This is a genomic window from Streptomyces macrolidinus (genome assembly GCF_023887685.1).
Lineage (GTDB): Bacteria > Actinomycetota > Actinomycetes > Streptomycetales > Streptomycetaceae > Streptomyces > Streptomyces macrolidinus.
Map to the genome: position 1 here is coordinate 36,762 of NZ_JAMWMR010000038.1, position 11,220 is coordinate 47,981.

The window sequence follows — 11,220 nt, forward strand, 5'->3', positions numbered from 1 at the left end:
CGCTTGGAGATCCTGCTGGCCTCCGGCGAGCTGCTCGGACCGGTCAGGGCCCGGCTGCGCGTGGAGGCCGAGGCCTGGGCCGCTCAACTGCTGAGCGCCGACCGGGAGCAGGCCACCCTGACCGCGGCTCGGCTCATCCGGGTGCTGTTCCCCGGCTACGCACCCTTCGACCTGCCCACCTCGTGGTGGCGTACGGCACTGGGGCGGGCCGTGGCCCGCACGACCGGGCACCCCACGCGGCGGCCGTGTCGGAGAGAATCCCGTGCCACCCCAAGAAGTGATCATCGACGATCGCCCGGTACATCTGGCCGTCCGCGACCACGGCGGCAGCGGATCTCCCGTGCTGCTGCTCCACAGCCTCGGCGGCACCCTCTTGCACGGGGACAGGGTCGCACCGCCGCCCACCGGGCCGTCTCCATGAACCTGCGCAGTCACGGACTGTCCGGCGACGGGCCGTGGGAGTGGGACGGTCCTGGACGATGCGCAGGCGGTCATCGCCCACTTCGGCCTGCACGCGCCCCCCGTGATGGTCGGCCACCCCCTCGGTGGCATGGTCGGGGTGCGACGGGCGCTGCGCCATCCGGACAGCCCCGGCATCGGATCGCCTCGGCGACGGCTTCTCCAACCGTTTCGATCAGGAACTCGCCGATGCCTTTCGCCACCTTACGGACATCCGTGGCGCTTCTCCGTCCTCACGTACGACCACGCTGCACAGCGCACTCTGGACTTCACGCCGACACCCCGGCGACAGTTGCACTGCGACACTGTTGCCCCGCCTGCGCAGCAGGCGGCCAAGCCCGCCGGACCGGAGGTTGACATGGGAGTCCTGACTACAGCCGTGTGCACACAGCTCGGCATCGAACACCCGGTCGTCCAGGCGCCCATCGGGTCTGCCGCCACGCCCGAGTTGGCCGCGGCGGTGTCCGCGGCGGGCGGACTCGGCTCCCTCGCCCTCACCTGGACGTCGCCGCCCGCCGCGAGGACCGTGATCCGCAGGGTGCGGGAGCTGACGGACCGTCCCTTCGCTGTCAACCTCGTCCTCGACTTCGAGGTCGGGGAACTGCTGCGGCTCTGCCTCGACGAGCGGGTCCCGGTCATCTCCACGTTCTGGGGCGACCCAACGCCGGTGGTTCCCCAGGTCCATGCGTCCGGCGCGCTCCACCTGCACACCGTGGGTTCCGTCGACGAGGCCGACACGGCACTGGCGGCCGGGGTGGACGGCATCGTCGCGCAGGGCTGGGAGGCAGGCGGACACGTCCGCGGCAAGGTGTCCACCATGGCGTTGGTCCCCGCCGTGGTCGACCGGGCCGGTCCGGTGCCGGTGCTCGCGGCCGGCGGCATCGCCGACGGACGGGGTCTGGCCGCCGCCCTTGCGCTCGGGGCCCAGGGCGCCTGGATGGGTACCCGCTTCCTGGCCGCACGGGAGGCCGCGAGCCACCGGGTGTACCGCGAGGCGCTGCTCGGATCGGCTGCGCAGGACGCCTCCTACACCCGCTGCTTCGACGGGGGCTGGCCGCACGCCCCGCACCGCGCCCTGCGCAACTCCACGATGGCGGACTGGGAGGCGGCGGGCTCTCCCTCGGCACCGGATCGGCCCGGCGAGGGCACGGTGCTGGCTACCGACGGCGCGGGCGGTGTCCACCACCGGTACGACGACACCGTCCCCCTCGCCGGGATGTCCGGCGACCTGGAGGCCCTCGCCCTGTACGCCGGCCAGTCGGTCGGCCTGGTGAACGACGTGGCCGGCGCGGCAGAGATCGTCACGGATGTCGTCGCACAAGCCCATCGGCTCGTGCGTGCGCCCGACGGCCGCTATCGGCAACGAGGCGGGGCGAGTTGAGTTCTGGAAGGCGACCCTTGACGCGTACGCCCCCGGCGAGGCCATCGCCGGGGCGGGGCCCGGGTGCGGTGTCACCCATGACCGCGACGAGAACGCGGCGAAGAACCCCCTGGCCGCCGGGCCGACGGTGTCGGCCTGTGGAGCCAGTGCAATACCTCAACGGAGCACTCCGGGCGGGCAGTCGGCGATGAAGGGGCGCGGCAGGGCCAGAGAGCTTCCGGCCGTCTTCACCCGGATGTGGGTCCGCGCTCTGCCCGAGACGGCTGTGATCGGCCGCACCCGGGCGTCCGTCAGGGGCGTTCGTGCCCCGTTGCCGTTGTGAGCATCCCTCGGCCCGCCGCGCCGTAGCGGACCAATGCCCATGCCAGGACACCCGGCGCGGCGCCGCCGTCTCGGCACCGCCCGCCAGGCGTCGCTCCGCACCCACGGCGGCCGGCCGCCTACGAGGGGCCGGACTCCCAGTGCTGCCCGCCGGTGACCACGACGGTGGAGTCCACCGCGGTGCCCCCTTGCCGCTCCGTTGACGTGGCGTCGTCACCGGCGCACCACCGCGAATCGTTACCGACGCACACCGCGAAAGCGTCGCCCGTGACTACTTGCATGATCGTCCGTGCGGTCGGGGAATACCCCCGCCTTCCGTTATTGTTGAACGGTCAACCAAAAGGCTTGGATCGCAAGCACCGACCTCAGGGCTCAGAACCGCGGGCCTCAGAGGGCCGGCGTCGGCCAGAAAGGACAGCACCATGGCTTCGACCCTCGACATCCGTCGCGCTGACGACCGCTTCCACACCCGGGCCGGGTGGCTGGACTCCCACCACTCCTTCTCGTTCTCCCACCACTGGAACCCCGACAACACCCACTTCGGGCTGCTGCTGGTGACCAACGACGACGTCGTCGCGCCGGGTACCGGCTTCGATACCCATCCGCACCGCGACATGGAGATCGTCACCTGGGTGCTCGAGGGCAGTCTCGTCCACCAGGACTCCGAGGGGCACAACGGCGTGATCTACCCGGGTCTGGCGCAGCGGATGAGTGCCGGGGCCGGCATCCTGCACAGCGAGAAGAACGACTCGTGGACCCTGACCGGCCAGCCCGAGCACCAGGTCCCGGTCCACTTCCTCCAGATGTGGGTGATCCCCGACGAGGCCGGCCTCCGTCCGGGCTACGAACAACTCGACATCAACGAGGAGCTCGCTCGTGGGGGCTGGACCACCCTGGCCTCCGGTATGCCCCAGCACGCCGACCAGCAGGCGATCGGTATCCGTCAGAAGCACGCCGCCCTGCACGTCAGCCGTATGCGCCCCGGCGAGACACTCCAGATCGTCACTGCTCCGTTCGCCCACCTCTTCGTCGCCCGGGGCAGCGCCGAGCTGGAAGGGGCTGGTCCGCTGTCCACCGGGGATGCGGGACGCATCACGCACGCGGAGGGCCAGCGCATCACCGCCGGTCCTGACGGTGCGGAGATCCTGATGTGGGAAATGACCGCAGCTGTTGCGATGCGCTGACCCGCGGACCTGCTGACCGGCGGCACTGGCAGACCCCACTCCGGCGCGGACCCGGCCGAGTCACTCCGCGACGGTTGCGGGAAGCCTGGCGTGGTGGGTGGCCCGCTCATCGGACGGGGGCTTGCACCTACGGCAGCGTCCTGGTCGACGTAGAGGCGGGCCAAGGCGTGGACGTGCTGCCCGACCGCACGTCCGAGACGTTCGCGGGACAGAACAGCTAGCGCTTTATGCCCACGCCCGCCAGCAGGCTGATCTGGGCGTCCGTGGGCTCCGTCCCGTCGGCGGGTTCGGCGGGACGCCAGCGGTGGCAGCAGACGATGCCGGGGTCGATCAGGTCGAGTCCGTCGAAGAAGCGGCTGACGTCGCTGTGCGATCGGAACTGCACCGGAGACCCGGACCTGGTGTACACCTCCGCGACCTTGTTCCAGGTGACGGGGTCGAAGTCGGGCGTGCAGTGGTTCATGGCCAGGGCACTGCCCACCGGGAGCGGGTCGAGCAGTCGGCGGATGATGGCGTACGGGTCGTGCGGGTCGGTGATGAAGTGCATCAGGGCATTGAGGGAGAGCGCGATGGGCCGGTCGAAGTCCAGGACCTCCGAGTCCTGCACGGCGCTCATCAGCGCGTCGGGGTCCCTGACGTCGGCCTCGACGTAGGCCGTGCGTCCCTGCGTCGTGCTGCGCATGAGGCGTTCGGCGTACATGAGGACGAGCGGGTCGTTGTCGGCGTACACGACGCGGGCGTCGGCCGCGACGGACTGGGCGACCTGGTGCAGGTTGGGCTCGGTCGGGATGCCCGTGCCGATGTCGAGCCACTGGCGGATGCCGTGCTCCTGCGCCAGGACCCGCGTGGCCCGGTGCATGAACGCCCGGTTCTCGCGGGCGGTCACGTAGAGACCGGGGTGGGCCTCGGCGGCGACCAGGGCCGCCTTCTTGTCGATCTCGAAGTGGTCCTTGCCGCCCAGGAAGTAGTCGTACATCCGGGCCGAGTGCGCCTTGCTCGTGTCGAGACCCCGGCGGGCCTGCCTGGTGCTCATGTTCTCCCCTTCACACGTGTGTCTGTCGGCCCGCAGGCCGGGTACGGGACCGGAACCGGTGTCGTCGCCCTGTGTGCCCGCTGATGCTTCACCTGGCGACCAAGTGATCGGCAAGACCCTGTTTGACCCCGCGGACGAACGCGGCGATCTCCTCCGGCGTGTAGATCAGCGCGGGCCCGGCCGGGTCGGTCGACTGCCGTATGGCCACGCGACCGTCGGCGAGCCGTTTCGTCTCCACGCACTGACCGCCGTTCGGCCCGCTCCAGGGGCGCTCCCAGCCCTGCTCCCCGAGGTCGAGGGCCGGCATGCCGTTGTAGACGCCTTCGTCGTTGATCGTCATGAGTACTCCTTGCGCATGCGGTTCAAGAGCGCTCTGCTGTCCTCGGACGACGTCAGGAGCGCCATACGGGAATGCGCCTCGAGGTGGGCGACGACGTCCGCGCGCTGGTCCAGGTAGACGGAGGCGGACAAGAGCTCGCTGTAGACGATGTCGGGCAGCTCGGGTTCCTCGAACCGGAAATACGTGAACGGGGCACACGCCCCGACGTGCGCACCAGCGGCGAAGGGCACGACGTCGAGGCTGACGTGCGCGAGCTCGGACACGTCAAGGAGCCGCTCGATCTGCTCCCGCATCACGTCAGGACCGCCCACCGCCCGGTGCAGGACGGCTTCCTCCATGACCACCCACAGCGTGGGGGCGTCCTCCCGCTCCAGCAGGCTCTGACGGCGCAGTCGCAGCTCCACGCGGCGCGCGAGGTCCTCCTCGCTGCCGTTCGGCAACCCGCCGCGCAGCACGGCGCGTGCGTAGTCGGGAGTCTGCAGCAGCCCGGTGACGTACTGGGGCTCGTACGTGCGCAGGGTCTTGGCGCCGGTCTCCAGGCTGACGTAGGCGGTGAACCAGCCAGGGACGGCGTCGCGATAGGAGTGCCACCAGCCGGGCTCGTTGGCCTGCTCGGCCAGGTCGACGAACTCCTCGATCTCCTGGCGGTTCGCGCCGAAGGTCTCCAGGAGCTTCTCCACGTAGAGAGGCTTCAGCGCGACCTCGGCCTTCTCCAGGCGGCGGATCGTCAGGGGTGTTACGCGCAGTGCTTTCGCCGCGTCCTCCAGCGAGGCGCCGGCACCTACCCGCATGTCCTGAAGCCGACGGCCGAGGATCATGCGCAGGACTGTGGGCGCGCTGGTGCCGGAACGGGCCTCGCTCACGCCCAGCCTCCTAATGGATCGTCAATTCACACATTCTGACAGTGACTTGATGACGACGCCAGGGTGATACCCGCGCTGCTGAAATTATCAGGGAGTCGGTTGCAGCGTGATTGTGATCCCGCGCATAGTTGACTTGTGAGTGGTCACGTCGCAGCTCTGGCGCAGCATCTGGCCCGGACGGGAAGCATGATGACGATGCCGTCGTCGGCACCCTGCCGCAGGGCGCCTGCCTCGGCATACACCTCTCACCGCTCGCGCGGCTGCCCGCACCACCGCACGGCGTCCGCTCCCCGGAAGGCACTGGAAGGCGACATCCGTGACTCTGCCCACGCCATCGGCCCCGGCCTCGACCCCCGCCTTACCCACATCCATGCCGTGCCAGGAGTACTGGTTCGACCTGCCCGCCCTACGCACCAGCGCGAGATCCGCTCGCGACACCGTACGCGCCCGACTCTGTGACTGGCAGGTCCCCGGCGACACGTGCTGCGACGCGGTGCTGCTGGTCTCCGAGCTCACCACGAACGCCGTGCTCCACACCGACAGCGGTCGTCTTCTGTGCGGCCTCACGCTGACCGGCGACGAGCGGCGCCTGCGGATCGAGCTCCACGACGACGGCCGCACGCCGGTCCGCCCGCCCGAGTGCCGCGTCGGTCCCGACGAGGAGAGCGGGCGGGGCCTGCTCCTCGTCCAGCAACTCGCGGACCGCTGGGGATCCGCGCGCTCGACGAGGGCCGAAGGCAAGGTCGTCTGGGCAGAGCTGGCGACCTCCCCCTGACGCCCCGCCCACCGGCCGCCCCCGCACACCCCTGCTCCACTGCCCCTCACACGGCGAGGAATCTCTTCTCCTCGATCCCCCGCAGGAGGCGCCCAATGACCCCCCACGGCGAAACCGCCTCTCCCGTCGTGCTGTACGTATGCGCCGACCGAGCCCTCAGCGCGTCCGGAGCCGCCACGCAGCGCGCGCAGACAGAAGGCCACGCGTTCGCCCAGGAGTGCGGCCTGACGATCGCCGAGCCCGACCCGGCGCGGCAAGCAGGGTGGTTGTCTGCCGGAAGTTTGTTTCGACGGCGAGGCAGTGGTACTTCTCCGGGCAGGGCCGCACACGGCCGTGACACCGATCGGGTGTCGGTGACACGGCCGCGCCGGACGTCGGCTCAGGACCCGTGCACCGGGCGGGGCCGCCGAAGGTGACGGAGCGATCCGGTGCCCGGGAGTACTGCCGACAACGGGTACGTCGAGCGGTGATCCGGCCTGATCCGAACGAAAGACCCTAGAGAGCGTCCTCCCTTCGCGAGGCGAGCGAGTCGCGGTGGTGCGCCGCCCCGTAACCGCTTTCGGCAGCAAGGTGGTTGGACGAGACCGGTGTTGCCTCGGCGTCCGCACCCGTCACGGTGATCGCACCGCTGAGCTTCAGCTGCGCGCCTTGCCCGTCCTGTGGAGCCGCCGTCAGCTCCCAGGTGTACGGCCCGTTGGGTGAGAACTTCCCGTCCGAGCGCCTGCCGTCCCATGCCGCGGTGAGCTCCGCGCCGTGCTGTACGGCGTCCAGTGTGCGGACGACGGTGCCGCCCGCGTCCTTGATCACGATCCGCGCACCCGGAGCCGCCGGCTTGGACAACTGCCAGGAGCCGTCCCAGCGGGCGTCCTTGGGCGACCGGAGGTCGACGGCCGTCTCGGGGTGGGTCTCGATCTCGGCGAGCGCGGAGGTGGGCACGCCGGAGCCGACCGCACGCATGGCGCCGGGCTTACCACGTCCGGGGACGTAGGCCACTCCGCCGCCGAAGCGGTCGACGGCGAAGTAGCCGCGGGCCAGGAAACCGGTGATGTCGGCCAGCGCGCGGGTCGTCACACTGTCGACGGTGTGGAAGTCGACGAGCTGGAGCTTGCCCGCGGTCTCGTCGTGCAGAACGACGAAGCCGTCGCCGAGTTCGCCCCCCTTGGGGACATCGATCATGCGCTGCATGGTGCGGTCCCAGACGCCGGACCCCGCGGGGTCGCCGTGGGCCTCGCACGTCCAGTACACCCAGCGGCCCACGGCCTGAAGGTCGGTCGGCGTACATTCCTTGCCGAGCGAGAAGGACTCGGTCTTACCCGACTTCAGGTCGGTGGCCTTGACGGTGCCCTTGGTGTCACCGGGTGTCCAGAACGTCGTACCCCAGACGGCGGCAGCCGAGGCCGCGCGTGTCAGCAGCACCTTGTCGTCGCCGGACTTCTCGCGATCGATGACGTACTGCTGGTACTGCCCGAAGCCGGACACGTATCCGTACCCGAAGACCACGTACCGGCCGGAGGCGTCGACGACCTGCCCGCCGCCCGGCACGGTGAGGACCGCGGCGTCATCGGGATTCGAACGGACCTCGATCCCGGAGGCGTGCGTGTAGGTGAAGGTGCCGTCGCCCAGCGCGTACGCGTCGTTGCCCGCGGAGCCACCTGTGCCGTCCGTGCTCAGCGCCGGCTCGGCCACCAGGCTGCGGGTACCGGCCGACGGGGTGTCACCGAGCTCGATGTGCCGCTTGTACAGTGACGGCAGGTAGTTGGTGTCCGTCTCCTGCACCGCCAGGTCCCCGGCCGCCAGCGTCACCGCTCCGTACGTACCCGGCTTCGGTGCCACGGCCCGCACCGCGCTCACACCCAGGTTGCCATCGGCCCGCACACTCACCTTGCGCACGGCCCAGTCGCCCGCCGAACTGCCGCCCGCGACCAGGACGCCGCCGTCGGGCGTCGGGTTCAGCCCGTACGTACCGCCCAGGCGGGCGTGCGGCAGCAGCGTCTTCGTCTCGCCCCCGCCGATCGGCGCGGCGAGCAGCGGCTCGCCGCGGTCCTTCGGCGCGTCGCTGTTGCGGTACGACTCGGTCTGCCGCAGCGAGACGACCCAGTCGCCCACCAGCGCGACGAACGACCGCTGCTCGTACGCCGATGCCACGTCGACCGTGGTCTCCGCGCCACCCAGGGCGTCCCGGCGCAGCAGGTGCACCTTCTGGTCGCCGTACGCCGGATCGAACCACCCGGCGTACGTCTCGGAGAACACCACCTGTGTGAAGCTGCTTCCCCACGAGTCCTTGAGCACGCCGTTGATCTTCCCGGTCGCCAGGTCGACCAGCCCGACCTGGCCCGTCGGGTCACCGGAGACGAAGATCGCCAGCAGGTCGGCATTCGCGCCGAGCACCTTGTACGACGCCGCGCGTACACCGTTCTCACCGGTCACCGGGGTGCAGCAGATGCAGCGAATCGACGTCACCGCCGGCCGTCCAGGTCGCCGTCACCACGGTCTCGCCGAAGGTGCCGAGGTACGTCTGCCCCTCGGGGAGAGTGAACCGGGCCGACGTACCGGCCTTCATGTCCTTCAGCTCGACCGACCGGTCCGCCCCGGTGGAGACCCCGACCACGTCGGAGGCGTGGCCGCCGATGCGTTCGGCGGAGGTGTCGGCCGGGTCCTTGCCGACGGCCTGCGGGTCGCCGGTGACGGGACTCCAGCGGTAGGGCGTGAAGTCGCCGCTGTCCAGCTCTGTCCGGTTGAGGTCACCGACGGTGCCTGCCGACTCCAGGTTGTAGGAGCGGGGCAGATAGCGGTCCGGGGCGTTGATCGTCAGGGACGCAGGGGCGGTCGTCGCGGCATGGGCGCTGGTGAGGAGGAAGGGCAGGGATCCGCCGGTGGCCGAAAGGGCCATGGTCGTGGCGAGCGCGCCTCGGATGAGTAGTCGTGTTCGGTTCGGTCTGTGGCGTAAGGCCCCGGGACACCTCCAAGTGATCTCCAAAAGGCGCGTCAGGCTAGCACAGGAGTCGCACAATATTCGAACCTATTTGCGATTACGGGGTGGGGGCGCGAGTCTCCTTCGGTCGGGAGAGGGGACGACAGAGGGGCGCGGACAGGTGGGCGGTGAGGGCGGCCTGTAGTGCCTCGGGCTGCTCGATGGCCAGATGCCCGCAGTCGATGACCTTCAAGGTGGCCTGGGGTATGCCTTCGGCGAGTTCTTCGGCGTGTTCCAGTGGAGTCGCCACATCGTGGGAGCCGCCGACCACCAGGGTGGGCGCGGCAATGCCGGCCAGCTCGGCGCGCAGGTCGTATGCGGCCAGGGCGTCGCAGCAGGCCGCGTACCCCGCCCGGTCGGCCTCGGCGAGGTTGCCGAGCAGCCCGCGGCCGAAGGGGGTGCTCGCCGAAGAGGGGGTGGCGAACCAGCGGCCCGGACTGGTCGCCAGGAGCGGAGCGGTGCCCTCACGTCGGACGAGTTCCGCTCGCTCGCGCCAGGGCCCTGGTTGCCCGAAGTGGGCGGAGGAACAGACCAGGGCCAAGGATGCGACACGCTCGGGACGGAAGGCCGCGAGGTGGATCCCGATGGCTCCGCTCAGGGAGATGCCCGCGTAGTGAAAGCGGTCCCAGCCATGGTGGTCCGCGAGGTCGAGCACCAAAGACGCGAGGTCCTCGACCGTGGTACGACCCGGTGCGGGATCACGCAGCAGGCCGGTGGGGGGAGCCACCGTGTCCAGGCAGGTCGAAGCGCAGCACCCGGAAACGGCGGGTCAAGGCAGGCAACGAGGGTTCCCAGACCGCCGTGGACGTACCCAGGGACGGCCCGAGGACCAGAGGTGGTGCATCGGCCGTACCGACCACGTGGTGGTGCAGCAGGCGGGGCGTGGACATGGTGCCTCCTGGGTCAGGCTCAGCGGTCGAGGACGAGGGCGAGGCCCTGACCCACGCCGACGCAGAGGGTGGCGACGCCCGTGCCCCTGCCCTTGCGGGCGAGTTGGTGAGCGACGGTGCCGGCAAGGCGAGCACCGGAGGCGCCGAGGGGATGTCCGAAGGCGATGGCGCCGCCCTGCGGATTGAGAATGGCGGGATCGAACTCGGGCCACTCCGCCACGCAGCCGAGTACCTGGGCGGCGAAGGCTTCGTTCAGTTCGAGGACGTCCAGGTCGGCGAACGTCTTGCCGGCCTTGGCCAGGGCACGGTTGGTGGCCTCGACGGGGGCGAGCCCGAAGTACTGCGGGTCGATCGCCGACACCCCCGTGGCCCGGATGCGGGCGAGGGGCTCACGGCCGGTGGCCCGCAGGCCTTCCCCGTCGACGAGGAGCAGGGCGGCGGCGCCGTCGCTGAGAGGGGAGGCGTTGCCTGCGGTGACCGTACCGTTTGCCGTGCGGAAGGACGGCTCGAGACGGGCCATGGCCTCCAACGAAGCGTCCGGGCGCACGCTTTCGTCGGCGGCGACGATGACCGGCTCGCCCCTGCGCCGCGGGACGGGCACCGGCACGAGCTCGGCGTCGTACAGGCCCTGTTCCCGGGCGGCGGTGGCCTTTTGGTGGCTGCGCAGGGCGAACTCGTCCTGCTGCTCGCGGCTTGCCTTGTGCTTGTCAGCGATGAGAGTTCCGCCGACTCACCGAGTGGGATGGTCCACTCAGGGTTCATGTTCGGGTTGACCATGCGCCAGCCCAGAGTGGTGGAGTACAGCTCCGTATGCCCGGCCGGGAACGGCTTGTCGCTCTTGGGCAGCACATAGGGGGCGCGGGTCATGGACTCCACGCCGCCCGCGACGGCGATGTGGGCGTCGCCGACGGCGATGGCGCGTGCGGCCTGAACGACCGCTTCCAGGCCGGAGGCGCACAGCCGGTTGACGGTCACCCCGGGTACGGACGTGGGCAGGCCGGCC

At 70.4% G+C, this 11,220-nt stretch carries 10 protein-coding genes and 2 pseudogenes; 4 read left to right on the forward strand and 8 right to left on the reverse strand.

The features are described 5' to 3' along the window. Positions 1-817: 817 nt before the first annotated feature. The 3 genes and pseudogenes from NGF19_RS27860 (at position 818) to NGF19_RS27870 (ending at position 3,345) form a co-directional block, all read left to right on the forward strand. Positions 818-1,840: an NAD(P)H-dependent flavin oxidoreductase gene (locus NGF19_RS27860; RefSeq protein ID WP_252428336.1), complete on the forward strand. Its 1,023-nt coding sequence runs from the start codon at positions 818-820 to the stop codon at positions 1,838-1,840. A 64-nt stretch (positions 1,841-1,904) separates the two neighbouring features. Beyond that, positions 1,905-2,054 (forward strand): annotated as a pseudogene (locus tag NGF19_RS27865) (RNA-guided endonuclease TnpB family protein); the annotation flags it as partial. A gap of 529 nt (positions 2,055-2,583) precedes the next feature. Beyond that, the gene (locus NGF19_RS27870) at positions 2,584-3,345 is read left to right on the forward strand and encodes a pirin family protein (protein ID WP_252428337.1); all 762 of its coding nucleotides are present in this window, start codon (positions 2,584-2,586) and stop codon (positions 3,343-3,345) included. Between the two features lie 217 nt (positions 3,346-3,562). On the opposite strand, the gene NGF19_RS27875 is transcribed toward NGF19_RS27870, so the two are convergent. The 3 genes from NGF19_RS27875 to NGF19_RS27885 all read right to left on the reverse strand — a co-directional run bounded on the left by NGF19_RS27875 (position 3,563) and on the right by NGF19_RS27885 (position 5,581). Then, a complete protein-coding gene (locus tag NGF19_RS27875; RefSeq protein ID WP_252428338.1) occupies positions 3,563-4,378 on the reverse strand; it encodes an SAM-dependent methyltransferase in 816 nt (271 codons plus the stop codon). Between the two features lie 88 nt (positions 4,379-4,466). Further along, positions 4,467-4,718: a DUF397 domain-containing protein gene (locus NGF19_RS27880; RefSeq protein WP_252428339.1), complete on the reverse strand. Its 252-nt coding sequence runs from the start codon at positions 4,716-4,718 to the stop codon at positions 4,467-4,469. Continuing rightward, positions 4,715-5,581, reverse strand: coding sequence for a Sco1979 family transcriptional regulator (locus NGF19_RS27885; RefSeq protein WP_252428340.1), 867 nt, complete (start codon positions 5,579-5,581; stop codon positions 4,715-4,717). The genes NGF19_RS27880 and NGF19_RS27885 overlap by 4 nt, the downstream gene beginning before the upstream one ends. Positions 5,582-5,897: 316 nt before the next feature. Between NGF19_RS27885 and NGF19_RS27890 the strand changes: the two genes are divergently transcribed. After that, complete coding sequence (locus NGF19_RS27890) at positions 5,898-6,356, forward strand: ATP-binding protein (RefSeq protein WP_252428341.1); 459 nt, start codon at positions 5,898-5,900, stop codon at positions 6,354-6,356. Between the two features lie 495 nt (positions 6,357-6,851). Here the strand turns inward: NGF19_RS27890 and NGF19_RS31055 are convergent, their stop codons facing one another. From NGF19_RS31055 to NGF19_RS27910, 5 genes and pseudogenes are all read right to left on the reverse strand, one after another. Then, a complete protein-coding gene (locus tag NGF19_RS31055) occupies positions 6,852-8,783 on the reverse strand; it encodes a FlgD immunoglobulin-like domain containing protein (RefSeq protein ID WP_252428342.1) in 1,932 nt (643 codons plus the stop codon). After that, positions 8,773-9,246, reverse strand: coding sequence for a hypothetical protein (locus tag NGF19_RS27900; protein ID WP_252428343.1), 474 nt, complete (start codon positions 9,244-9,246; stop codon positions 8,773-8,775). Before NGF19_RS27900 ends, NGF19_RS31055 begins: the two co-directional genes overlap by 11 nt. Before the next feature lie 139 nt (positions 9,247-9,385). After that, positions 9,386-10,054, reverse strand: coding sequence for an alpha/beta fold hydrolase (locus tag NGF19_RS27905; protein WP_252428344.1), 669 nt, complete (start codon positions 10,052-10,054; stop codon positions 9,386-9,388). Then, positions 10,026-10,217: an alpha/beta fold hydrolase gene (locus NGF19_RS31240; RefSeq protein ID WP_372505949.1), complete on the reverse strand. Its 192-nt coding sequence runs from the start codon at positions 10,215-10,217 to the stop codon at positions 10,026-10,028. Before NGF19_RS31240 ends, NGF19_RS27905 begins: the two co-directional genes overlap by 29 nt. A 19-nt stretch (positions 10,218-10,236) precedes the next feature. Then, positions 10,237-11,220 (reverse strand): annotated as a pseudogene (locus tag NGF19_RS27910) (thiolase family protein); the annotation flags it as partial.

What these genes read in the sequence shown, in the direction of transcription:
- NGF19_RS27860 (WP_252428336.1), top strand. Translation starts at nt 818, where the DNA reads ATGGGAGTCCTGACTACAGCCGTGTGCACACAGCTCGGCATCGAACAC.
- NGF19_RS27870 (WP_252428337.1), top strand. Translation starts at nt 2,584, where the DNA reads ATGGCTTCGACCCTCGACATCCGTCGCGCTGACGACCGCTTCCACACC.
- NGF19_RS27875 (WP_252428338.1), bottom strand. Translation starts at nt 4,378, where the DNA reads ATGAGCACCAGGCAGGCCCGCCGGGGTCTCGACACGAGCAAGGCGCAC.
- NGF19_RS27880 (WP_252428339.1), bottom strand. Translation starts at nt 4,718, where the DNA reads ATGACGATCAACGACGAAGGCGTCTACAACGGCATGCCGGCCCTCGAC.
- NGF19_RS27900 (WP_252428343.1), bottom strand. Translation starts at nt 9,246, where the DNA reads ATGGCCCTTTCGGCCACCGGCGGATCCCTGCCCTTCCTCCTCACCAGC.
- NGF19_RS31240 (WP_372505949.1), bottom strand. Translation starts at nt 10,217, where the DNA reads ATGTCCACGCCCCGCCTGCTGCACCACCACGTGGTCGGTACGGCCGAT.